This window comes from Nocardiopsis oceani (assembly GCF_054777395.1).
Genome location: NZ_BAAHAR010000047.1, coordinates 31,827 through 54,997 on the forward strand (window position 1 = coordinate 31,827; position 23,171 = coordinate 54,997).

The 23,171-nt window shown below is 70.7% G+C and carries 23 protein-coding genes; 18 read left to right on the plus strand and 5 right to left on the minus strand.

The window, feature by feature from the left end:
* Positions 1–119 precede the first annotated feature (119 nt).
* From gap to ACYVDG_RS25645, 5 genes are all read left to right on the plus strand, one after another.
* Positions 120–1,124, plus strand: coding sequence for a type I glyceraldehyde-3-phosphate dehydrogenase (gene gap / locus ACYVDG_RS25625; RefSeq protein WP_460758772.1), 1,005 nt, complete (start codon positions 120–122; stop codon positions 1,122–1,124).
* A gap of 134 nt (positions 1,125–1,258) precedes the next feature.
* A complete protein-coding gene (locus tag ACYVDG_RS25630) occupies positions 1,259–2,443 on the plus strand; it encodes a phosphoglycerate kinase (protein WP_460758774.1) in 1,185 nt (394 codons plus the stop codon).
* A 43-nt stretch (positions 2,444–2,486) separates the two neighbouring features.
* A complete protein-coding gene (gene tpiA, locus ACYVDG_RS25635; protein ID WP_460758777.1) occupies positions 2,487–3,266 on the plus strand; it encodes a triose-phosphate isomerase in 780 nt (259 codons plus the stop codon).
* 288 nt (positions 3,267–3,554) lie between these two features.
* Positions 3,555–3,791, plus strand: coding sequence for a preprotein translocase subunit SecG (secG, locus tag ACYVDG_RS25640; RefSeq protein ID WP_460758780.1), 237 nt, complete (start codon positions 3,555–3,557; stop codon positions 3,789–3,791).
* An 80-nt stretch (positions 3,792–3,871) separates the two neighbouring features.
* The gene (locus ACYVDG_RS25645) at positions 3,872–4,243 is read left to right on the plus strand and encodes an RNA polymerase-binding protein RbpA (protein WP_460758784.1); all 372 of its coding nucleotides are present in this window, start codon (positions 3,872–3,874) and stop codon (positions 4,241–4,243) included.
* A 272-nt stretch (positions 4,244–4,515) separates the two neighbouring features.
* On the opposite strand, the gene ACYVDG_RS25650 is transcribed toward ACYVDG_RS25645, so the two are convergent.
* Complete coding sequence (locus tag ACYVDG_RS25650) at positions 4,516–4,776, minus strand: hypothetical protein (RefSeq protein ID WP_460758786.1); 261 nt, start codon at positions 4,774–4,776, stop codon at positions 4,516–4,518.
* Between the two features lie 145 nt (positions 4,777–4,921).
* Here ACYVDG_RS25650 and ACYVDG_RS25655 point away from each other — a divergent pair, with 145 nt between their 5' ends.
* Positions 4,922–5,608, plus strand: coding sequence for a hypothetical protein (locus tag ACYVDG_RS25655; RefSeq protein ID WP_460758789.1), 687 nt, complete (start codon positions 4,922–4,924; stop codon positions 5,606–5,608).
* Here ACYVDG_RS25655 and ACYVDG_RS25660 read toward each other — a convergent pair.
* Complete coding sequence (locus ACYVDG_RS25660) at positions 5,597–6,364, minus strand: IclR family transcriptional regulator (protein WP_460758791.1); 768 nt, start codon at positions 6,362–6,364, stop codon at positions 5,597–5,599. The genes ACYVDG_RS25655 and ACYVDG_RS25660 overlap by 12 nt on opposite strands.
* 133 nt (positions 6,365–6,497) lie before the next feature.
* On the opposite strand from ACYVDG_RS25660, the gene hutH reads away from it, so the two are divergent.
* From hutH to ACYVDG_RS25690, 6 genes are all read left to right on the plus strand, one after another.
* Positions 6,498–8,045: a histidine ammonia-lyase gene (hutH, locus tag ACYVDG_RS25665; RefSeq protein ID WP_460758793.1), complete on the plus strand. Its 1,548-nt coding sequence runs from the start codon at positions 6,498–6,500 to the stop codon at positions 8,043–8,045.
* 19 nt (positions 8,046–8,064) lie between these two features.
* Positions 8,065–9,738 (plus strand): urocanate hydratase, encoded by a 1,674-nt coding sequence (gene hutU, locus ACYVDG_RS25670; protein WP_460758795.1) that lies wholly within the window; start codon positions 8,065–8,067, stop codon positions 9,736–9,738.
* A complete protein-coding gene (locus ACYVDG_RS25675) occupies positions 9,735–10,973 on the plus strand; it encodes an allantoate amidohydrolase (protein WP_460758798.1) in 1,239 nt (412 codons plus the stop codon). The genes hutU and ACYVDG_RS25675 overlap by 4 nt, the downstream gene beginning before the upstream one ends.
* Positions 10,970–12,349 (plus strand): formimidoylglutamate deiminase, encoded by a 1,380-nt coding sequence (locus tag ACYVDG_RS25680; RefSeq protein ID WP_460758800.1) that lies wholly within the window; start codon positions 10,970–10,972, stop codon positions 12,347–12,349. The genes ACYVDG_RS25675 and ACYVDG_RS25680 overlap by 4 nt, the downstream gene beginning before the upstream one ends.
* On the plus strand, positions 12,346–13,581 hold the full coding sequence (gene hutI / locus ACYVDG_RS25685; protein WP_460758803.1) for an imidazolonepropionase: 1,236 nt from the start codon (positions 12,346–12,348) through the stop codon (positions 13,579–13,581). Before ACYVDG_RS25680 ends, hutI begins: the two co-directional genes overlap by 4 nt.
* A 188-nt stretch (positions 13,582–13,769) precedes the next feature.
* Positions 13,770–14,369 (plus strand): CueP family metal-binding protein, encoded by a 600-nt coding sequence (locus ACYVDG_RS25690; RefSeq protein WP_460758806.1) that lies wholly within the window; start codon positions 13,770–13,772, stop codon positions 14,367–14,369.
* A 34-nt stretch (positions 14,370–14,403) separates the two neighbouring features.
* Here the strand turns inward: ACYVDG_RS25690 and ACYVDG_RS25695 are convergent, their stop codons facing one another.
* Entirely contained in the window at positions 14,404–15,447 is a 1,044-nt protein-coding gene (locus ACYVDG_RS25695) for a DUF2867 domain-containing protein (protein WP_460758808.1), read from the minus strand.
* 41 nt (positions 15,448–15,488) lie between these two features.
* On the opposite strand from ACYVDG_RS25695, the gene ACYVDG_RS25700 reads away from it, so the two are divergent.
* Positions 15,489–16,109: a TetR/AcrR family transcriptional regulator gene (locus ACYVDG_RS25700; protein ID WP_460758811.1), complete on the plus strand. Its 621-nt coding sequence runs from the start codon at positions 15,489–15,491 to the stop codon at positions 16,107–16,109.
* Positions 16,110–16,318: 209 nt separating this feature from the next.
* Here the strand turns inward: ACYVDG_RS25700 and ACYVDG_RS25705 are convergent, their stop codons facing one another.
* On the minus strand, positions 16,319–16,918 hold the full coding sequence (locus tag ACYVDG_RS25705; protein WP_460758813.1) for a sigma factor: 600 nt from the start codon (positions 16,916–16,918) through the stop codon (positions 16,319–16,321).
* A gap of 299 nt (positions 16,919–17,217) precedes the next feature.
* Between ACYVDG_RS25705 and ACYVDG_RS25710 the strand changes: the two genes are divergently transcribed.
* The 3 genes from ACYVDG_RS25710 to ACYVDG_RS25720 all read left to right on the plus strand — a co-directional run bounded on the left by ACYVDG_RS25710 (position 17,218) and on the right by ACYVDG_RS25720 (position 20,063).
* Positions 17,218–17,943: a GAF and ANTAR domain-containing protein gene (locus ACYVDG_RS25710; RefSeq protein ID WP_460758816.1), complete on the plus strand. Its 726-nt coding sequence runs from the start codon at positions 17,218–17,220 to the stop codon at positions 17,941–17,943.
* Positions 17,944–18,044: 101 nt separating this feature from the next.
* Entirely contained in the window at positions 18,045–18,809 is a 765-nt protein-coding gene (locus ACYVDG_RS25715) for a GAF and ANTAR domain-containing protein (RefSeq protein ID WP_460758820.1), read from the plus strand.
* Positions 18,810–18,980: 171 nt separating this feature from the next.
* Positions 18,981–20,063 carry a GNAT family N-acetyltransferase gene (locus ACYVDG_RS25720; protein WP_460758823.1) on the plus strand — a complete coding sequence of 361 codons (1,083 nt, stop codon included), beginning with the start codon at positions 18,981–18,983 and terminating at the stop codon, positions 20,061–20,063.
* 115 nt (positions 20,064–20,178) lie between these two features.
* Here the strand turns inward: ACYVDG_RS25720 and ACYVDG_RS25725 are convergent, their stop codons facing one another.
* The gene (locus tag ACYVDG_RS25725; RefSeq protein WP_460758825.1) at positions 20,179–20,469 is read right to left on the minus strand and encodes a hypothetical protein; all 291 of its coding nucleotides are present in this window, start codon (positions 20,467–20,469) and stop codon (positions 20,179–20,181) included.
* A gap of 633 nt (positions 20,470–21,102) precedes the next feature.
* On the opposite strand from ACYVDG_RS25725, the gene ACYVDG_RS25730 reads away from it, so the two are divergent.
* Positions 21,103–21,435 (plus strand): DUF485 domain-containing protein, encoded by a 333-nt coding sequence (locus ACYVDG_RS25730; protein ID WP_460758828.1) that lies wholly within the window; start codon positions 21,103–21,105, stop codon positions 21,433–21,435.
* Positions 21,435–23,159, plus strand: a complete 1,725-nt coding sequence (locus tag ACYVDG_RS25735) for a solute symporter family protein (protein ID WP_460758831.1) — start codon at positions 21,435–21,437, stop codon at positions 23,157–23,159. The genes ACYVDG_RS25730 and ACYVDG_RS25735 overlap by 1 nt, the downstream gene beginning before the upstream one ends.
* Positions 23,160–23,171: the final 12 nt, after the last annotated feature.

Sequence of the window (23,171 nt, forward strand, 5' to 3'; positions counted from 1 at the left end):
ACACCTGTTACGCGTTCACGCTGTTCAACGCGGTCGGGCCGGGCCGTACCGGTCATACCCCGAGGTACGGCGCAGCGCCCGGGTGAAACTGATGTGCGATTTGTGAGGAGATTGGTTCCGTGACCATCCGTGTAGGCGTCAACGGCTTCGGTCGTATCGGCCGCAATTTCTGGCGCGCGGTCGCCGCTGGCGGCAGCGACATCGAAATCGTCGCGGTCAACGACCTCACCGACACGAAGACGCTCTCGCACCTGCTCAAGTACGACACCGTGCTCGGCACCCTCGAGGGCGAGGTCGAGGCCGGTGACGACTTCATCCGCGTCGGCGACAAGACCGTCAAGGTCCTGGCTCAGCGCGACCCGGCCCAGCTTCCCTGGGGCGACCTGAACGTCGACGTCGTCGTCGAGTCCACCGGCATCTTCACCAAGGCCGAGGACGCCCAGAAGCACATCGACGCCGGTGCCAAGAAGGTCATCATCTCCGCCCCGGCCAAGGGCGAGGACATCACCGTCGTCATGGGCGTCAACGACGACAAGTACGACGCTGCCAACCACAACATCATCTCCAACGCCTCCTGCACCACCAACTGTGTGGCGCCCATGGCGAAGGTGCTGCTGGACAACTTCGGTATCCAGCAGGGCTTCATGACGACGGTGCACGCGTACACCAACGACCAGGTCATCCTGGACCTGCCGCACAAAGACCTGCGTCGCGCCCGCGCGGCCGCGCAGAACATCATCCCCACCAGCACCGGTGCGGCCAAGGCCACCGCCCTGGCCATCCCCGAGCTGGCGGGCAAGCTGGACGGCATCGCCATGCGCGTCCCCGTCCCGGACGGCTCCGCCACCGACCTGGTCGTCACGCTGGACCGCGAGGTCACCAAGGACGAGGTCAACGCCGCGTTCAAGGCCGCCGCCGAAGGCCCGCTCAAGGACATCCTGGTCTACACGGAGGACCCGATCGTCTCCTCCGACATCGTCGGCACCTCGCCCTCCTGCACCCTGGACGCCGGGATGACCATGGCCGCCGGCAACCAGGTCAAGATCCTCGGCTGGTACGACAACGAGTTCGGTTACTCCAACCGCCTGGTCGACCTGGCCAAGCTGGTCGGCTCCAACCTGTAACCACCGGGTCCACCGCCCCGTGGCCGCAGTCGCGTGACCCGGCACCCCTTCCGCCCTCGCGCGGTGGGGGTGCCGTCGCGTGCGCGACCCCGTCCGGGGCCTTCAGACTTCAACACCCCAACGAGGAGACCAGCATGCGGACGATCGACGAACTCGACGTCTCCGGAAAGCGCGTGTTCGTACGGGCCGACCTGAACGTGCCGCTGGACGGTGACCGCATCACCGACGACGGCCGCATCCGCGCGGCCCTACCGACCATCGACCAGCTCCGGCAGCGCGGTGCCCGCGTGATCGTCGCCGCCCACCTGGGCCGCCCCAAGGGCGCACCGGACCCCCAGTACTCCCTGCGCCCGGTCGCCGCCCGCCTGGGTGAGCTGCTCGGCACCGAGGTCGCTTTCGCCACCGACACCGCCGGTGAGTCCGCGCGAGCCACGTCCGCGGGGCTGGCTGACGGACAGGTCGCGCTGCTGGAGAACGTCCGCTTCGAGGCCGGCGAGACCAGCAAGGACGACGCCGAGCGCGGCGAGCTCGCCGACCGCTTCGCCCAGCTCGCCGACCTGTACGTGGGCGATGCCTTCGGCGCCGTGCACCGCAAGCACGCCAGCGTCTTCGACCTGCCCGGCAAGCTCCCGCACGCTGTCGGCGGTCTGGTCCTGACCGAGGTCGAGGTCCTGCGGAAGCTCACCGCTGAGCCCGAGCGCCCCTACGCCGTGGTTCTGGGCGGCTCCAAGGTCTCCGACAAGCTCGGTGTCATCGACAACCTCCTCGGTACCGCCGACCGCCTGCTCATCGGCGGCGGCATGGTGTTCACCTTCCTCAAGGCCAAGGGCTACGAGGTCGGCTCCAGCCTCCTCGAAGCCGACCAGCTCGACACCGTCCGCGGCTACCTCGAGCGCGCCGAGCGCGAGGGTGTGGAGATCGTCCTGCCCGTGGACGTCGTGGCCGCCGAGAAGTTCGCCGCCGACGCCGCCCACGCCGAGGTCGACGTCGACGCCATCCCGGCCGACCGGATGGGCCTGGACATCGGTCCCAAGAGCCAGGCGCTCTTCGCGGAGAAGCTGGCGGACACCAAGACCGTGTTCTGGAACGGCCCGATGGGTGTGTTCGAGATGGCCCCCTACGCGGGCGGCACCCGCGCGCTGGCCCAGGCGATCATCGACTCCGGCGCCTTCACCGTGGTCGGCGGCGGCGACTCCGCCGCGGCCGTGCGCGCGCTGGGCTTCGACGAGGCGGCCTTCGGCCACATCTCCACCGGCGGCGGTGCCAGCCTGGAGTACCTGGAGGGCAAGGACCTTCCCGGCATCGACGCACTCGCCTGAATTCGAACACAGCCCTCTCCCGACGATCTGAAGAGAGTCAAAGATGACCAAGCGCATGCCGCTCATCGCGGGCAACTGGAAGATGAACAACAACCACCTGGAGGCCATCGCCCTCGTCCAGAAGCTGGCCTTCGCTCTGAACGACAAGGACTACGACAACGCCGAGGTCGTCGTCCTGCCGCCGTTCACCGACATCCGCAGCGTGCAGACGCTGGTGGACGGGGACAAGCTGCGCATCAAGTTCGGTGCGCAGGACATCTCCGCCCACGACAAGGGCGCCTACACGGGCGAGGTCTCCGGTCCGATGCTCGCCAAGCTCGACTGCTCCTACGCCCTGGTGGGCCACTCGGAGCGCCGTGAGCACCACAACGAGGACGACGCGCTGGTCAACGCCAAGGTGAAGGCCGCCTACAGGCACGGGATCACCCCGCTCCTGTGCGTGGGCGAGGGCCTCGAAGTTCGAAAGGCCGGGAACCAGGTCGAGCACGTCCTGGCCCAGCTGGACGGTGCCCTGAAGGAGATCCCGGTCGAGCAGGCCGAGAAGATCGTCGTCGCCTACGAGCCCGTGTGGGCCATCGGTACCGGCGAGGTCGCCACCCCCGAGGACGCGCAGGAGGTCTGCGCCGCGATCCGCGGGCGCCTGACCGAGCTGTACTCCTCCGAGGTGTCCGGTGCCGTCCGCGTGCTCTACGGCGGTTCGGTCAAGGGTGACAACGCCCCCGGCATCATGGCCAAGGAGGACGTTGACGGAGCCCTGGTCGGCGGTGCCTGCCTCAAGGCCGATGAGTTCGCCAAGGTGATTCGTTTCGGTGAGAACGGCTGACCAAACGTCTTGTCTATGCCTGCCCGTCACCTTCTGATGTCCATGGGTGACGGGTGGGGTGTCCGACAGGTGCCCCGTTCGGGCTAGACTTCGCTGTGGGGATTCCCGTGCCTCGCGGTTTCTCCACACGTGTCGCTGCCGGCACGGTAAAATCCGAAAACGTCCCCGGTCTCCTCCTTCCGTGACCCGCTGCCAGGTCGGCGCCCTCTTGTCGGCGCTGGTGCGGGTGGGGAATGGGGGGCCGAGGTGTCCATCCCCCCGCTGCGGGGTCGAGCTACGGGTGAGCGTGTGATCCTCGGTCTGTCCATCTTTGTGATGCTTCTCAGCGTGCTGCTGATCCTCCTTGTGCTGATGCACAAGGGTAAGGGCGGCGGCCTGTCCGACATGTTCGGTGGCGGTGTCACGTCGTCGCTCGGCGGATCCTCCGTTGTCGAGCGCAACCTCGACCGGATGACCGTTGCGGTCGGGATCGTGTGGATCGTGACGATCGTCGTGCTCGGCCTGTTGATCAACCGGGGAATGTAGCGCGCCGACCGGCCGCAGCCCCCTCGACCACAAAGCTCGCCCGAGTCAATCGGTGAGCGAGTTCGCCGAAGGAGTTTTTCGTGGGTAGTGGCAGTGCCATCCGTGGCAGCCGAGTCGGAGCCGGCCCTATGGGCGAGGCGGAGCGGGGCGAATCCGCTCCCCGTGTCCGGGTTCCGTTCTACTGTGCGAACTTGCACGAGGTCATCCCCAGTTTCGCGAGCGAAGCTGCGGTGCCTGACGAGTGGGACTGCCCGCGCTGCGGCTTCCCCGCGGGTAAGGACAAGGCCAACCCCCCGGCGCCTCCGCGTACCGAGCCGTACAAGACGCACCTGGCGTACGTGAAGGAGCGTCGCAGCGTGGAGGAGGGCAAGCTCATCCTCGACGAGGCCCTCGCGAAGCTCCGCGCGGACCGCGCCGCTGTCGAGGCCCACATGAAGGCCTCCCAGAATTAGCTCTCGGAGCCGGACGAACCCGGCTCCCGACCGGGGCCCGCCGCTCGTCGAGCGGCGGGCCCCGGCGCGTGCGACACGCTTCGCACAGACGTGAGGAAGGCGCACATCTTCTCATTCTCGGGACTGGTGTGGTTGGTGGGAAATACGATGATCGCCCGCCCCCGAAGTCCCCTTACTGAGGAGTTGGTGTCGATGTCAGCGTGCCCCACCGGAGGAGACCACGACTGGATCCTCGGCGACGACCGCAAGTTCCAGTGCGCCAAGTGCGGGGCTCAGAGCGCCAGGCGGTTCTGAACCTCTTCACCCGGCTGAGCCGTACCACGCGCCTCCGGTTCGTTGTGGGCCCGGGCCCGCCAGGTGACCGGCTCGCCCAGGCTCTCCGCGACCCCTTGGGCCCAACGCTCCAGCGGTGCGAAGCGGTCCACCCCTTCGTCGTGGAGCATCGTCTGCCCCTGGTACACGATCCCCGCGTGGACCAGGACCTCGCCGTCCACCAGGAGTTCGGTCTCGTACTCGCGTGTACTGCGCCTCATGGGCAGGACCCTAGTACCAGGGGACCGCGGTCATCAGGTGTTCTCCGGGATTGGCCGCCCGCGGCCACGAAACGCCGACAAAACGGGCCGACAAACAAGGTGAGCCACCGCACCGAGCACACCGGAAAGTTGGAAGAATGGGGGCATGGCTTCCCCCGAACCACCGGATCTCCCCCCTGCCTCACGGGGTGTCCCCTCGGACCTGACCCAGCGTCCGGCGAGCGTGTCCCACCTTCGCCGCTACGTCAGCCTGCGCGGACCCAACGCGCGCATGTGGATGACGGCCGCCTACTTCTCCGCCGCCCTCACCCTCGGTTTCGTCCTGGTGGTGGGCTCCATGTTCTGGCACGTGCTGCTCGAGGAGACCACGGTCAGCTCGGTGGCGCTGTGGGCGTTCGCCGGGCTGATCATGTTCTTCATCGGCCCGGGCAGCAACATCTTCCTCGTGCGCGGGCTACCGCAGCGCATCACCCGCCAAGGCATCAGCGCCGACAGCGACGGCATCACCGTCCTCCAGGAACGCAAGTGGTGGTTCCCCGGCGAGGGGACCTTCATCGCCTGGCAGGAGTTCCGCCGTATCCGCGAGGTGCACACCGGAGGGCGCAGGGTCACCTACTTCATCGAGTTCGCACTGGACACCCCCCGCACCGACGCCGAACTGCCGGGCTGGGCGGAGACCGCGGAGAGCCTCGACCTCGAGGTCGACCCGGACGCCGCCACGCAGTTCTACGTGCAGGTGCCCCGCAACCGTAAGGAGCACATCCTGAAGATGGTGGAGCGCACCGCGCCCCTGCCCAACATCGTCGAACGGACGCCGCCGCTACGCCGGTGAACCAGCCCTGCCGCTGAGCCTGCGGGTGAGTTCTCCCGCGGCGTCGCGCACCCGTGCGGCCAACGCCCTCGGGGTGACCGGCCGTGCGCTGGGCACGGTCAGACTGATCGCGGCAGCGGGGCGCCCGTTGTGGTCCACGGCGGCCGCCGCAACGGACACGAAGCCCTCAGTGACCTGGCCGTCCTCGATCGACCAGCCCTGCTGGCGCTCCTCGGACAGCACCGTACGCAGTTCCCCCGGCGTTGTGGGGCCCCGACCGGTGCGGTCGGTGAACGCCGCCGTGTCCGGGTACAGGGCGCGCACTTGCGAGCGGGGGAGCCGCGCGAGCATCGATCGCCCCGACGCGGTCAGGTGGGCGGGCAGGCGCACCCCCACCCCGGTGATCAGCACGGGCACGTGCGGAGGCTGCTCCTTGAGGAGGTAGAGCGTGTCCGCCCCGTGCAGTATCCCCAGGTGGGCGGTGGCCCCGGTGGTCTCGGTGAGCTGGTGCAGCAACGGGCGGGCTAGGCGCTCGATTCCGTCGTGGCGCAGGTAGGCCGAACCGATCTCGAAGGCGGCCACTCCGAGCCCCCACCGCCGGTCCTCGGTCAGGTGGGTCACGAAGCCCTCTTCGGCCATCGCCTCCAGGAGCTGGTAGACGCTGGACCGGGGCAGCCCGAGCCCGTTCGCGATCGCCGTGGCGGACACGGGGCCGGGCCGCGAGGCCAGGTAGCGCAGCAGCCGCAGTGCCCGCGTCGCCGCCGGAACATGACTCATGCCCCGATCGTCGCACACCGGGTGTCCCGCACCTTCAAGTATCCCGCGCCACCGGACGCGGATGTCTGATATCCCAGACGGAACCGTCGTGTCCGGGCTTCTCCCAGGCCTTGCGGCACGGTCGAATGGGGGCATGTCCATAGCAGTTGCTTCCGTTCCCGTCGGCGGTGCCCCGCTCACCCCGGCCCAGGTCCTCGCCGTCGCCCGCGACGGCGCCCACGTCATCCTCAGCGAGGAGACCCGCAAGGCCGTCCGGCACGGCCGTGAGCGGGTCGAGTCGCTGGCCAAGGGAGAGGTTCCCGCCTACGGGGTCAGCACCGGGTTCGGCGCCCTGGCCACCCGGCACATCGCTCCGGACCTGCGCGCCCGCCTCCAGCGCTCCCTGATCCGCTCGCACGCCGCCGGTGCGGGCCCCGAGGTGGAGAGCGAAGTCGTGCGCTCCCTAATGCTCCTGCGCCTGCGCACGCTGGCCTCGGGCAACACCGGCGTCCAGCCGGTCACCGTCGAGACGCTCGCCGCGCTGCTCAACGCCGGGATCACCCCCGTCGTGCACGAGTACGGCAGCCTGGGTTGCTCCGGCGACCTGGCGCCCCTGTCGCACGTGGCCCTCGCCCTCATGGGCGAGGGCCGGGTGCGCGACGCAGCGGGTGATCTCCGGGACGCTGAGGAGGCCCTGGACGAGGCCGGCATCCGGCCCGTGGAGCTCGGTGCCAAGGAGGGTCTGGCCCTCATCAACGGCACCGACGGCATGCTCGGCATGCTCTCCATGGCCTGCGTGGACCTGGAGCGCCTGCTCAAGGTCGCCGACATCACCGCGGCCATGAGCGTCGAGGCCCAGCTCGGCACCGACCGGGTCTTCGCTGAGGAGCTCCAGCGCCTGCGCCCGCACCCCGGGCAGGCCGCCTCAGCCGCGAACCTGCGCGCCCTGCTCGCCGACTCGCCGATCGTCGCCTCCCACCGGGGTCCCGACTGCAACCGGATCCAGGACGCCTACTCGCTGCGCTGCGCCCCACAGGTCGCCGGAGCCGCCCGTGACACCCTCTCCCACGCCCTGCTCGTGGCCGCGCGCGAGCTGGACAGCGTGATCGACAACCCCGTCGTGCTCGACGACGGCCGGGTGGAGTCCAACGGCAACTTCCACGGTGCGCCCGTCGCCTACGTGCTGGACTTCCTCGCCATCGCCGTCGCCGACACCGCCTCGATCGCCGAGCGGCGCACCGACCGCATGCTCGACGTCTCGCGCTCCCACGGGCTCCCGGCCTTCCTCGCCGACGACCCCGGGGTGGACTCGGGCCACATGATCGCCCAGTACACCCAGGCCGCGATCGTCTCCGAGCTCAAGCGCCTGGCCGTGCCCTCCAGCGTCGACTCCATCCCGAGCTCGGCCATGCAGGAGGACCACGTGTCCATGGGCTGGTCGGCCGCCCGCAAGCTGCGCCGCGCGGTGGACGGCCTCACCAACGTGCTGGCGGTGGAGCTGCTTACCGCGGCCCGCGCCCTCGACCTGCGCTCCCCGCTGGAGCCCGGACCCGCCACCGGCGCCGTCCTGCGCGCGGTCCGCGACCGGGTCCCCGGCCCCGGCCCCGACCGCTACCTGGCCCCCGAGATCGCAGCCGTCGCCGCCCTGGTCGCCGACGGGTCGGTCGTCGAGGCCGCCGAGTCCGTTACACCGCTCGCCTGAAGCCCGAAGGAGCCCTCGTATGAGCACCCCACGCACCGTCCGCGCGGACCGCGGCCTCACCCTGTCGGCCAAGGGCTGGCAGCAGGAGGCGGCCCTGCGCATGTTCCACAACAACCTCGACCCCGAGGTCGCCGAGCACCCCGAGGACCTGGTGGTCTACGGCGGTACCGGTAAGGCGGCGCGGGACTGGCGCAGCTTCGACCGGATCACCGCGTCCCTGCGCGACCTCGAGGGCGACGAGACGCTCCTGGTCCAGTCCGGACGGCCCGTGGGGATCATGCGCACCCACGAGTGGGCGCCCCGGGTCCTGCTGGCCAACAGCAACCTGGTGGGGGACTGGGCCAACTGGCCCGAGTTCCGCCGCCTGGAGGCAGAGGGCCTGACCATGTACGGGCAGATGACCGCCGGTTCGTGGATCTACATCGGCACCCAGGGCATCCTCCAGGGCACCTACGAGACCTTCGCGGCGGTCGCCGCCACATTGGGTTCGAGCGAGCACGGTAACGGAACCCTGGCCGGGACCGTCACCCTCACCGCCGGGCTCGGCGGCATGGGCGGAGCCCAACCGCTGGCCGTCACCATGAACGACGGTGTGGCGATCGTGGTCGAGTGCGACGGCAGCCGGATCGACCGCCGGATCGAGCACCGCTACCTGGACGTGCGCGCCGAAAGCCTGGACGAGGCGCTCGACCTGGCCGTGCGCGCCCGCGACGAGCGCCGCCCGCTGTCCATCGGCCTCCTGGGCAACGCCGCCGAAGTCTTCCCCGAACTCCTCTCCCGCGGCGCGCCGATCGACATCGTCACCGACCAGACCTCGGCCCACGACCCGCTCTCCTACCTGCCGGCGGGCGTGGCGTTCGGCGACTGGAAGGACCTGGCCGCGGCCAAGCCGGAGGAGTTCACCGCCCGTGCCCGCGAGTCCATGGCCGCGCACGTCGAGGCGATGGTCGGCTTCATGGACGCCGGGGCCGAAGTGTTCGACTACGGCAACTCCATCCGCGACGAGGCCCGTGAGGGCGGGTTCACGCGCGCCTTCGACTTCCCCGGTTTCGTGCCCGCCTACATCCGCCCCCTCTTCTGCGAGGGCAAGGGCCCGTTCCGCTGGGCCGCCCTGTCCGGCGACCCCGCCGACATCGCCCGCACCGACCAGGCCGTCCTCGACCTGTTCCCGGACAACGCCCACCTGGCCCGGTGGATCCGCATGGCCCAGGACCGGGTCGCCTTCCAAGGCCTGCCCGCCCGCATCTGCTGGCTGGGCCAGGGCGAACGCGCTGCCGCCGGGCAGAAATTCAACGAGCTGGTGGCCTCCGGGGAGATCTCCGCGCCCCTGGCGATCGGCCGCGACCACCTGGACACCGGTTCGGTGGCCTCGCCCTACCGCGAGACCGAGGGGATGAAGGACGGCTCGGACGCCATCGCCGACTGGCCGCTCCTCAACGCCCTGGTCAACACCGCCTCCGGCGCCTCCTGGGTGTCCGTCCACCACGGCGGCGGCGTGGGCATGGGCCGCTCCCTCCACGCCGGACAGGTCAGCGTCGCCGACGGCACCGAGCTGGCCGCCGCCAAGCTGGACCGGGTCTTGACCAACGACCCCGCCATGGGCGTCATCCGCCACGTCGATGCCGGGTACGAGGACGCCGAGCGCGTCGCCGGCACCCACGGCATCCGCGTCCCGATGAGGGAGGGCGAGTGACCTTCGACCGGCTCTGGGCCGACCTGGCCCCCGTCGGGCGCTCCGAGGACAGCGGCGGCTACCACCGGTACACCTGGGCGGGCGCCGACACCGACGCCCGCGCCTGGTTCACCGAGGCGGCCGCCGCCCGCGGCCTGGACACGCGGACCGACCGCAACGGCAACCTGTGGGCCTGGTGGGGCGCTCCCGGCCCCGGTGCCGTGGCCACCGGATCCCACCTGGATTCGGTACCCGACGGCGGGGCCTTCGACGGTCCGCTCGGGGTGGCCAGCGCCCTGGCCGCCGTGGACGAACTCCGGTCCCGCGGGTTCAGGCCCGCGCGGCCGCTGGCCCTGGGCGTGTTCGTGGAGGAGGAGGGCGGCCGGTTCGGTGTGCCCTGCCTGGGCAGCCGCCTGGCCACCGGGGAGATCAGCCCCGAGCGCGCCCGGAACCTCACCGACACCTCCGGTACCACCTGGGAGCGGGCCATGGCGGGAGCGGGCCTGGACCCTGGGGGGATGGGCGCCGACCCCGAACTCCTCGGGCTCTTCGACGTGTTCGTCGAACTGCACGTGGAGCAGGGCCGGGCCTTGGAGGACACCGCGCACGCGGTCGGTGTGGCCAGCGCGATCTGGCCGCACGGGCGCTGGCGGATCGACTTCACCGGACGCGCCGACCACGCGGGTACCACCCGTTTGGAGGACCGCAACGACCCCATGCTGCCGTTCGCGCACACAGTCCTGGCGGCCCGTGCCCTGGCCGAGACACACGGCGCACGGGCCACCGTCGCCAAGAGCCACGTCACCCCCAACGGCACCAACGCGATCCCCTCACTCGTCAGCGCCTGGCTGGACGCCCGCGCCGCCGACGACGCGACGCTGTCCGCGGTGGTGGAGGGCGTGCGCGAGGCCGCCGAGCGTGCCTCCCGCGACCACGGCGTCTCCCACACCATGGCGGCGGAGTCCACCACGCCCTTGGTGGAGTTCTCCCACGACCTGCGCGACCGCTTGGGCACGATCGTGGGCGCCCGCGCCGCCGAGTCGGCCGGGCCGGTCCCGGTCCTGCCCACCGGTGCCGGACACGACGCGGGCGTGCTCTCCGCACACGTGCCCACGGCGATGCTGTACGTGCGCAACCCGACCGGGGTGTCGCACTCACCGGAGGAGTGGGCGCGGCCGGAGGACCGGCACGCCGGGGTCACCGCCTTGGCCGACGCTCTCCAGGACCTGCTAGCCGTCCCGGGAGGGGATTCGTGAACGCACGACCGTCGAACGGGGAACGTCGCTACTGGTGCGAGTGGGCGTGGCTGGGCGGCGACGCCCCCGAACCCGGGGTGCTCCTGTCCGTTGACGCCTCCGGTCGCCTGGCCTCGGTCACGGCCGGAGGTGCGCCCCCGGCCGACGCCGAACGCCTCACCGGACTCACCCTCCCCGGCCTGGCCAACGCGCACTCGCACGCGTTCCACCGGGCGCTGCGCGGCCGCACCCACAACGGCGGCGGTTCCTTCTGGACCTGGCGCGAGGCGATGTACCGGGCCGCCGAACGCCTCGACCCGGACTCCTACCACCGCCTCGCCCGGGCCGCCTTCGCGGAGATGGCCCTGGCCGGGGTGACCTGCGTGGGCGAGTTCCACTACCTGCACCACGGGCCCGGCGGCCACCGCTACAGCGACCCCAACGCTATGGGCCAGGCCCTGGTCGCGGCCGCCGCCGATGCCGGGGTCCGGATCACCCTGCTGGACGTGTGCTACCTGGCCGGCGGGCTCGGTGGGGACGGGAAACACCTGCCCCTGTCCGGTCCCCAACTGCGCTTCGGTGACGACACCGTCGGGGCCTGGGAAGACCGGGTCTCCGCTTTCGCGCCCGAGGGGGAGCACGCCCGGGTCGGGGCCGCCGCGCACTCGGTCCGCGCGGTCCCCGTCGCCGACCTGACCGAGGTGGCTCGGTTCGCCGATGCGGGGGAGCGACCCCTACACGTCCACGTCTCTGAGCAGCCCGCCGAGAACGCCGCCTGTCTGGCCGCCCACGGGCTCACCCCCGTGCGGGTCCTGGCCGAGGCGGGTGCGCTCACCGAACGCACCACCCTGGTGCACGCCACCCACCTCACCGACGCCGACGTGGTCACCATCCGCGACCACGGCTCGGCGGTGTGCCTGTGCCCGACCACCGAACGCGATCTCGCCGACGGCCTGCCGCGTACCGGCGACCTCGTGTCCGCGCCCCAGCGCGTTCCGCTGAGCCTGGGCACCGACCAGCACGCCCAGCTCGACCTGTTCGAGGAAGCCAGGGCCGTCGAACTTCACGAACGCCTGCGAACCCACCGCAGGGGCACCCTGGGCAGCGCCGCACTGCTGCGTGCCGCCAGCACCGCGGGGCACACCGGCCTGGGGTGGCACGATGCCGGCGCCCTGCTCCCGGAGGCCCGTGCGGACCTGGTCAACGTGGCCTTGGACAGCGTGCGCCTGGCCGGGGCCGACCCTGGACGCGCCACCGACGCCGTGGTCTTCGCCGCGGCCGCCACCGACGTGCGCCACGTGATGGCGGACGGCAAGTGGACCGTCCGCGACGGCGTCCACACCCGCCTGCCCGACACCGCCCGTGAACTCGACGCCGCGATCAAGGAGCTGCTGTGACCGAGCCCTGGAACCACACCGATACCGCTGCCGGGGTGCCCGGGACGATCCTCGTGGACGACATCGGAACCCTGGTCACCAACGACCCGGCCCTGGGGGAGGGGCCGCTCGGGGAGATCGCCGACGCCGCCCTCGTGCTGGAGGGCGGACGGGTGGCCTGGGCGGGCCCCCGCGACCGGGCGCCCGCCGCCGACGCCCGGGTGGACGCCGCGGGGAGGTGCGTCCTGCCCGGCTTCGTCGACAGCCACTCCCACATCGTCTTCGCCGGTGACCGCAGTCGGGAGTTCGCCGCCCGGATGAGCGGCCAGCCCTATTCCGCGGGCGGTATCCGCACCACGGTCGCCGCCACCCGCGAGGCCACCGACGCCGAACTCCTCGACGGCGCCCGCCGGTTCGTCCGCGAGGCGCACGGGCAGGGAACCACCACCCTGGAGGTGAAGTCGGGGTACGGACTCACCGTCGCCCACGAACAGCGCTCCCTGGAGGTGGCGGGCCGCGTCACCGACGAGGTCACCTACCTCGGCGCACACATCGTTGCCCCCGAGTACGCCGACGACCCCGCGGCCTACGTGGACCTGGTCACCGGGCCCATGCTCGACGCCTGCGCGCCGCACGCCCGCTGGGTGGACGTGTTCTGCGAGCGCGGTGCCTTCGACGAGGAGGCTTCCAGGCGGGTGCTCACCGCGGGGATGGAACGGGGCCTGCTGGCCCGTGTGCACGGAAACCAGCTGGGCGAGGGGCCCGGGGTCCGGCTGGCGGTGGAGCTGGGGGCGGCCTCGGTCGACCACTGCACCTACCTGACCTCTGAGGACGTCGACGCCCTCGCACAAGCCGCCAAACGCCCGGAGCCGACGGTCGCCACCCTGCTGCCCGGGGTGGACTTCTCCACCCGCCAGCCCTACCCGGACGCCCGCGCGCTCATCGATGCCGGAGCCTTGGTCGCCCTGGCCAGCGACTGCAACCCCGGCTCCTGCTTCACGTCGAGCCTGGCGTTCTGCATCGCGGTGGGGGTGCGCGACATGGGGATGACCCCGGACGAGGCCGTCTGGGCGGCCACCAAGGGCGGCGCCACCGCGCTGCGCCGCACCGACGTGGGCCACCTGGCCCCGGGCGCCCGCGCCGACCTCACCCTGCTGAACGCCCCGAACCACGTCTACCTGGCCTACCGCCCCGGTGTCCCGCAGGTGGCGGCGGTGTGGAAGGACGGGGCGCTGGTCTCCGGCCAGCCGTAGGTCCCGGGAGTCCTGCCGGTAGGCCCCGGGAATCGGGCCGACGGGTCCCGGCCGATGGGCCGGAGGTTGCCTCCCGTGGTGGCCTTCGGCCCGAGGGGCGGAATCGAGGAGCCCCTGCTGCGGCCACCGCGTCCGGGCATAGCCTGGCACCGGTCGACGACAACGCGGGATCGGATGGGAAACCAGGTATGAGGTACACGGCAATGGCCGGGAGCGCAGCCGCGGCGGCGCTGGCCCTCACGGCGTGCGGCACCCCCGAACTGGAGGAGAGCGTCCCCGACGGCGACGCCGCCCCGGCTTCGGGTGAGGAGCTGTTGGCCGAACACGGCCTCGACGGCCTCGACGCCGTGGAGATCGTCGACCACCTCGACCTCATGCCCGTGGCGGAGCGGCCCACCGACCTCGTGGCCTCGGTGCAGGCCGACACCCTCGTGCTCTCCGACACGGATGACGGCCAGGAGGTCGAACTCGACCTGCCCGAGGACCAGTTCTACCTCTCCATGGCGCCCTATGTGGACCACACCCACGAGTGCTTCAACCACAACCTCACCTCGTGCCTGGGCGAGCTGCGCGACGAGGAGATCGCAGTGACCATCACCGACGACTCCGACGACTCGGTACTGGTGGAGGAGACCGGGCCGACCTTCGACAACGGGTTCGCCGGGTACTGGCTGCCCAGCGACATCGACGCGACCGTCACCGTCGAGTACGAAGGCCGCTCCGGCAGTACCCAGGTCTCCACCGGAGCGGACGACCCCACCTGCCTGACCACGCTCGAACTGGACTGAGGGCCGCCTCCCGCCTCCCGGGCCAGTACACGGTCTAGACCTGCGAACCGGCCCGTGCCCCCCAGGCCCGCTCGGAGAGCCTGCGGGCGGCCCGGCGGAGCATGGCGCGCACCACGAGGGGGTGCAGGGGGCGGACCACGGCCCAGTACAGCCGGCCGCGCCCGTTGTGCAGGCGTACCACCGTGGTGAGCGTGACCGCGTCTCGGTTGTCCCCGTCCCCTTCTTCGCCCCCGCCTTCCCGGCTGTTCGTGTCGACGAGGACCGAGGCGCGAAAGTCCAGGTGGCCGGAGTCGGTGCCTAGAAGGACCTCCCCTGGGCGGGAACGGACCGTGTCGAAAGCGGCGCGCCCGCCGCGTTCGATGCCCACCAGTCCCACCAGCGCCTCGCGCAGCAGGAGCAGGCCGAGGACCCACCGGGGCGGGTCGCGGAAGATCGCGTCCGCCCACTCCTGGGGGCCGGTGCTCATCCCGGGCCAGTGCTCCACGGAGAAGGCGTCGGTGTGGGCAGGATCGTCGAAGGCCGTGCGGGCGAGCCGGGCCGTGTCCGGGGCCGGGCGCGCCCAGACGGGCGGCGGATCCGCTCGGCGCAGGAGGCGGACCCAGCGCGACCAGGGGCGGGGACGGGGGCGCCGTCCGGCCGCGGCGTGCTCGGCGTTGTCGAGCAGGTCCTCGACCATGGCGTCGTGGATCGGACGGATCACCAGGGGCCACAGCAGGCGCGTCGTGCCGAGCGCTACGGCCTCGGCGTGGTGGCGCAGGAGGGTGTTCCCGTCGGGGAGGCGTTCGACCACGAGTTCGTGGTAACCGCGGAACCCCGCCTCCGGGTGGAAGGTGAACCGCACCCGGCGCCCGGGTTCGTGCTCGCTCACCCGGTAGAGGATCGGCCCGTGCCCGCCGTCGGCGCCGACCGACAGGGCCCGGTCGAGCCGCATCGGTTCCCATGCCGGGCTGGGCCACAGCCGGTCCCTCGGGCCTCCGAGTGCGTCGACGAGCTCGCCCACGATTTCGGCGGGCGCGGCGATGACGCGTTGGTGTGTGTTGCGGACGAGTCCCATGGCGACCTCCGTCTGCCTCACCATACGCAACCGTATGGTTCGTTTCCATACGGTACCGTACGGACATGGCCGACGAGAAGACCCGCAGACGACTCACCTCCCGGGACTGGGCCCGCGCGGCCCTGGCAGCGATCAGTGAGGGCGGTCTGAGCGCCGTGGCGGTCGAGCCGATCGCGGCCCGGCTCGGCGCGACCAAGGGGAGTTTCTACTGGCACTTCGCCAACCGCGACGCCTTGATCGGGGCGGCGCTGGACCTGTGGGAGCGGGAACACACCGAGGCCGTGGTCGCACGTGTGGAGGCCGAGCCGGACGCCCGCGCCAAACTCCGGCGGCTGTTCCTCGACGTGACCACCGGGGCGGCCAGGGCCCCGGAGAACCGGATCGAGGTCGCCCTGCTCGCGACCGCCGCACACCCGCTGGTCGCCCCCACCATCTCCCGGATCACCGAGCGCCGGATCGCCTACGTCGCGGCTCTCTACGAGGACCTCGGCCTGTCACCGGTCCCGGCCCGGCACCACGCCCTGCTCGCCTTCACCACCTGGCTCGGGCACACACAGCTCGTCCACGCGACGCCCGAGGTGCTGCCGTCCGGCCGGGATGCTTCGGCCTTCCTCGACTTCATGCTGGACACCGTCGTGGCCTCCGAGGACCTGCCCGACGGTCCGGGCCCGCCAAGCACGGGGTAGAGGGGTGGCGGACGCCTGATTCCCCGGGCAAGAGGGAACTGTGGGGCGCGCGGTGTTCGCCCCCGCGAAACACCGCGCGCCCCACTGGACGGGACCCGGTTGTCGGGTCCGGTTCGGTCAGGTCGGCAGGTCGCGCAGAATCCGGTTCAGGTCCTGCCCCAGCAACGCGGCGGGATGCTGGGGCAGGACTCGTCAGTCACCGGTCACGCTCACCACCCGTCCGCGTCTGCGGCGGTGTTGAGGCTGGCCGAGCGCGCGCCGGTGTCGTCCGCACGCCGTAGGTGTGCCCGCAGGTGCATCAGCCCGGAGTGGAGCATGGTCGGGACGGCCTCGCGCGGCACCCCTAGGAGGGCACCGATCTGTTCCGAGGTGTATCCCTGAAAGTAGGCAAGGAGGACGGCCCGGCGCCGTGCGGAGCTCGAGAGGTGGTCTCCCCGGTCCGGTGCGCCGCGAGCGGTTGGGACACGGAGCGATCCGGTGTGTGCGGACGCGACGCGCGCGGAACCGCTGTCATGCCGGTCGGAGCGGATCAGCTCGACGACCGTGCGGTGGGCCAGCGCCATCACCCAGGCCATCGCCGTGCCCTGGTCGGGTGTGTACTCGTCGGCCGTGCGCCACACTCGAACCCAGACCGCCTTGGTGGCGTTCTCGGCGAGCACGGCATCGTGCAGAGCACGGAGTGCCAGGCCGTGGACGGTGGCGGCGCCGCGGTCGTAGAGGGCCGCGAACGCCTGTTCGTCACCGGCGCCCGCACGCGTCAACAGGTCGTCGAAGCCCGTCGGCGGGGTGTGGTGAACATAGCTCGTCATGGGTGTCGCCCACTCCAGCTGTCGGACACGTGTGGTTCGACTGCCGGTCTTCTGGGGCAGTACACCCGCCTCTTCGTTTCCTCGTGCCCCATGGGGCCGTGGTCTACGAGAGTTGAGTTCTCAAGTCATAACATGTGCGGCCACGGTCGTGCAATGGGAGTGCCACAGCGCCGTGTGTGACAGACTCGGGGAAAGGCTCTCGGTATTCCGCCCCTCCCATCACCGGGCGTTCGCTGAGCGCCGACGCTGTCGGCCCCGGCCGTCTCCACTGACCAGAAGGGAATCACGGTGCCTGCCCTGTGAGCGCACCTGGGAAACCTGAGGAGCCCCTCCAACAGGTCTGGTCCGCCGTCGCCGCCGCACTGAGCGACGGGGCCGACGGAGCGGACGTGCTGTCCCTGGTGGGGCAGGTGTGCACGGAGCTGCTGCCCGTCGACGGCGCCTCGATTTCGCTGGTGGGTGGCGACCGAACCAGGGAGTTGCTGTACGGCAGTGACGACATGAGCCACGGCTTGCAGCGGTTGCAGAGCAGTCTGGGCGAGGGGCCGTCGTTCGAGGCGTACGCGACCCGCAGACCGATCCTGGTCCCCGACGTTGCCGCCGACTCAGGGGCGCGTTGGCCGGTGTTCTCCACCGAGATCGGAGCCCATCCGGTCGGGGCGGTCTTCGCCTTTCCGTTGCAGCGCGGAGCGATCGGCATCGGAGCTCTGGACCTGTACCGGAGCGATCCGGGATGGCTGTCGGCCGAGGAAGTGACCACCGCGCTGCGCATCGTCGACATCGCCACGCTCGCGCTGCTCGCCCTGCGCATGGACTCGCTCCAGGGGGAGTGGGTCGTGGCACTGCCGCTGGAGCGCGCCCAAGTGCACCAGGCGACCGGGATGCTGATCTCGGGCCTGGGCGTTTCGGCAGAACAGGCCTTGGCGAAACTGCGCGGCCACGCGTTCTCCGTGGGCCGCATGGTGGACGAGGTAGCCGACGATCTCGTTTCCGGCCGACTCGCCCCGGCCGACATCGAACTGTGAGGAGCGGGTGTGGCAACGAAGACGAAAACCACGGCACCAGTCATCGAGAAGGGCGCTGAGCAGAGCATCGTCGAACCCGGAGCGAGGGAAGAGGAAAGCCCATGAACGACTCACTACCTTCCGGTGAGCGGCGGGAGTCGCATCTGTTGGGCGCTTTCGTGCAGTTGGCCGACACCCTGGTCGACGACTACGACGTCCCCGAGGTGTTGCACCAGCTCGCCGCGCACTGCGTAGAGCTGCTCAACGTCGCCGCGGCGGGGCTCATGCTCTCCGACCAGCGGGGCAGCCTGCAACCGGTCGCCTCCTCCAACGAGCAGACCCGCCTGCTGGAGCTGTTCCAGATCCAGACCGACGAGGGCCCCTGTGTGGACGCCTTCCGGACCGGGGAGCCGGTCACGGCCCCCGACCTGGCCGCGGCCACGGGCCGCTGGCCGGTCTTCGCACCCCAGGCCAGGGAACAGGGGTTCACGTCCGTGCACGCTGTTCCGCTGCGGTTGCGCAGCGACCTCATCGGCTCGCTGAACCTGTTCAACCAGCATTCCGGTGCTTTGTCGGCCGAGGACGCGAGGGTGGCGCGGGCGCTGGCCGACATCGCCACGATCGGCATCCTCCAGGAGCGCACGATCCGCCACCGGGAGGTGCTCACCGAACAGCTCCAGGGCGCACTCAACAGCCGGGTCACCATCGAGCAGGCCAAGGGGCTCCTGGCCCACGCGGGGGGTGTGGACATGGAGCAGGCCTTCCAGGCTCTGCGCCGGTTCGCGCGGGCTCAGCACGCCGGTCTCAGCGACACCGCCCACCGGCTCGCCTCCGGGCAGATCCACTCGGACCAGGTCTTGCACCAGGGCCACACCGACGCGCTCTGAGCCGGGGGGAGTGACGCGATGTCCTCAGACAGCACACCGAACTCAACGGGCAGCTAACCCTCGCGAAACCTCCTGCCGCCACAGTGGGAACCACGTCGGTGCGCGCCCTCCGCCGCTACACAGAGTCGTGGCGCGGCGGAGGGAGCACCAGCTTCCCAAGGGGGTTCGCTCGTGAGCCTGTGGCGTATCCGTACGGCGGTCGAGGACCGCCCCGGCAGCCTCGCGGGGGTCGTCGGAACACTCGCCGAACACGGCGGGAACATCGTGGGGCTGTCCATCCACACCGACGTCTCCGGTGTGGTCGACGAGTTCGTCGTGGACATCCCCGGCAACCACGGCGCCGCCGTCCGGGCACTGGCCGAACAGTGCCCGACCGGCAAGGTGACGGCCGTCGCCGCCCAGAGGCGCGAGGTCGGCGACGACGTCACCCGGGCCCTGCTGCTCACCGCGCGGCTGCGCGCCCACCCGAACCGCCTCCCCGAGGCCTTGGCCGAACTCCTGCTGGCCGACGACGCCCGGTGGACCAACCTCACCGCCGACGACGTGGCCCTGGGTACCTCCATGCTGGTCCCGGTCGGACCACTGCGCGGGGTCTTGGTCAGTCGCGGGTCGCACCCCTTCACGTGGACCGAGTCCAGCCGGGCCGAGGCCTTGGTGCGCTCGGTGATGCCCTCGGTCGGGCCGGCGCCCACCGACCGCACCGTCCGTACCACCGAGGGCTTGGGGCTCTCCCTTCGCCAGGTCCACGAGACCGACGCTCCCGCCCTGAGCGACCTGCACCGCCGATGCTCGCCGGACACGCTGCGCAACCGCTACTTCGCGGGGATCCGTGAACTCGGCCCGCACATGCTGAGGGTGTTCTGCGACGCCGAACGCGGCCTGACCATCGCGGTGCGCCCGCACGGCCGGGAAGAACCGGTGGCGCTGGGACACCTGATGTACACGCTGGACCCGGGGGTGGGCGAGATCGCCTTCCTGGTGGAGGACGCCTGGCAGGGGCACGGGGTGGGCACCGCCCTGACCCGCGCGCTCACGGTTATCGCCGCCGACTGGGGCCTGGCCGAGGTGCGGGCCGAGACCACGCTCGCCAACGCCGGGATGCTGCGGATCATGCGCCGGTTCGGGGCCTCCGTCCAGACCCAGGAGGGTGTGTACGTGCATGCCCGGCTGCCGGTCGCAGAGGCGGTCCAGGCCGGACTCGGTACACGGGACCGGCGCGGCGGGCAGGTGGCGCGCCCGATAGGCCGTCCCTGAGTGCGGACACGAACGCGGGGGTCGGCGGCCGCTGGGGGTGTCGCCGACCCCCGTTTCGCGGTGACGCGATGAGGCCGTTGCTCGCTGGCCCCGAGGGGCTACGAGGGCGGGTTGTCTACTTGTCGTCGGTGCCGGAGTCCTCGGAGCCGCTGGGGCTCTCGGGCGTGTCGGACTTGTCGGCGGTGGTGGGCGCGGCCTTCTTGACGGCGCGGCGCTTCTTCACCGGACGGGAGTAGTCGACCAGGGGCTCGAAGCGGGTCTCGTGCTCCTTGAGGCACTCCTCGCAGGCGTCGACCTCGCGGACGGAGCCCTCCCAGGCGAACTGGATGACCTCAGTCGCCTCGACCTTCTCCTCGCGGACGGCGTGGGGATCGCAGTACTTGCGCGTGAAGACCTCGGTGACCACGGCGGGGATTTCCCTTCGGTATCGCGTGAACAGTGCGGACCCCTAATCATACACGTGTACGAAAGCGGAAACGGGTGATGAGCCGGGTTTCCGTCATGGGTGCGGGGTTGTCACGAAGCCTAGCGAAGTCCGAGGGGTCGCCGCGCCGTCGTGTGCGGCGTGTGACCTGGGCGACCGGGCGGCGTGATCGGAGGGCGGCCGCTGTGGCCCCGGTTGCGGTGAGTGTGGGGATATGGGTCGGTCTGTCATACGAGAATGGCCTTCGTCCTCTTTCCAGTTTCCGGTCACCCTATTGGTGCCAGCCGATTTGTGTATTTGGTGAACACGGTGCCCGGCCCGTCGTTAGTGTGTTGGCCATCCCGGGGTCGAGGGTCTTTCCAGACGAAAGGAACCACTCGGGGAAAACCGGCCGACGCGCCTTTGGTGGCGCGCGCCGAAGGACAGCCGGAGACCGTGGGGGAGCGGATCCGGTGCAGCGAATGCCGACCCCCGCGTGTGCGGGGCGGATCCGTGTTCAGGGGGAAGTCCGTGGTCGAGTACATGGAAGGCACGTCCAGAAGGCGTGGCCAGCGTTCGGGGGAAAACTCCCGAACCGCCGGGGGGAGGTCAGCGCGGATACGCGCGGAGGCCGATATGGCACACGCCTGCGAGCGCATGTCGGTCGACCCGCGTTTCGTGAAACTCCGAAAGAGGTTCGCGCTTCAGGCGGGGGTGCTGATCGGTGCCTTCCTGCTCAGTTACGTGTCCTATCTGCTCCTCACCGCCTACGCGCGCGATTTCATGAGCGTGCGGATCGCGGAGTCCGTCAACGTCGCCTTGGTGATGGGTATCGGACAGTTCCTGCTCACCTTCGTGCTCGCCTGGGCGTTCGGCAGATTCTCCACGCACTCCATCGATCCGCTGGCCGCGGAGATCCGTGACCGGGCCGAAGACGAGAGCACGATCGACGGGCGGGTGATCGGCTGATGGCCCCCCAACACCTGGGAACCGGGCTCGACGTGGGCAGCGCGCTCGGCGGGCAGTTCGGTGTCGCGCACGCCTGGACCCTCGGGCTGTGCGCCCTGTTCGTCCTGGTCACCCTGGGCATCACCGTCCGGGCGCGGCGCACCACCAAGGGCGCCGTCGACTTCTACGCGGGCGGCCGCGAGTTCTCGAGCACCCAGAACGGCCTCGCCCTCACCGGCGACTACCTGTCCGCAGCGTCCTTCCTCGGGATCGCCGGCATCATCGCCCTCCAGGGCTACGACGGCTTCCTGTACTCCATCGGCTTCCTCGTGGCCTGGCTCCTCGTCCTGCCGATGGCTCAGCTGATGCGCAACACCGGCCGCTTCACCATGGCCGACCTGCCCGCGTTCCGGATGCGACGCATGCGGGTCCGCCTGGCCTGCACCGTCTCCACCGTCACGGTCTGCGTCTTCTACCTGGTGGCGCAGATGGTGGGTGCGGGCGCCCTGGTCGCGGTCCTGCTCGGCCTGCACGACGGCGGCACCTTCCTGGGGCTGAGCGCGGGCCAGGCCCGGACCGGAGCGATCGTCCTCGTGGGCGTCCTGATGATCGTCTACGTCATGTACGGCGGGATGAAGGCCGCGACCTGGTTGCAGATCATCAAGGCTGTGGCTCTGCTGGGCGCCACCGGTCTGCTCACCGTGATGGTCATGGCCCTGTTCTCCTTCGACCCGCGGGCCCTGCTGGGCGGTGCGGCCGAAGCCAGCGGACACGGCCAGGCCTTCCTCGAACCCGGACTGCGCTTCGGCGTGGAGGTGCCCGAAGACGCGGCACAGACCTTCTTCAACAAGATGGACCTGATCAGCCTGGGGCTGGCCCTGGTCCTGGGGACGGTCGCGCTGCCGCACATCCTCATCCGCTTCTACACGGTGACCGACGGCCGTGCGGCCCGCACCTCCGTCAACCGGACCATCGTCATGGTCGGCGCCTTCTACCTCATGACGCTCGCCCTGGGTTTCGGCGCCGCCGCGCTGGTGGGCTCGGAGCGCATCATGTCCCTGGACCCGTCGGGCAACACCGCGGTGCCGATGCTCGCCGAGGAACTCGGCCGCATGTTCGCCGGTCCGGTGGGTGCCGCCGTGCTGCTCGCGCTGATCTCCGCCGTGGCGCTGGCCACCATCCTCGCGGTGATCGCCAGCCTCACCCTGGCCTCGTCGTCGTCGATCGCGCACGACCTGTTCGGCCACATCCTCATGTGGGGCCGCCCGCGCGAGTCCCAGGAGGTGAGCGTGGCCCGCTTCTCCGCATGCCTGATCGGCGCGGTCTCCATCATCCTGGCCGTGCAGGCCCAGGAACAGAACGTTGCCTTCCTCGTGGGGCTGGCCTTCGCCATCGCGGCCGCCGCCAACCTCCCGGTCATCGTCCTCACCATGTTCTGGCGCCGCTTCAACACCAAGGGCGTGGAGTGGGGGATCTACGGCGGGCTGTCCGCGACCATGCTGCTGATGCTGTTCTCCCCGGTGATGTCGGGCAAGGTCGATCCGGTCACCGGAGAGAACCTGTCGGTTCTGCCCACGTGGATCGACATCCAGTACTTCCCGATGGAGAACCCCGCCCTGGTCGCGGTGCCGGTCGGCTTCGCCTGCGCGATCGTGGGCAGCCTGCTCTCCCCGGAACGCAACAGCGCACGCTTCACCGAACTCCGGGTGCGCTCGCTCACGGGGTGGGGCGCCGACCGCGACTGAACCGCGCCCCGG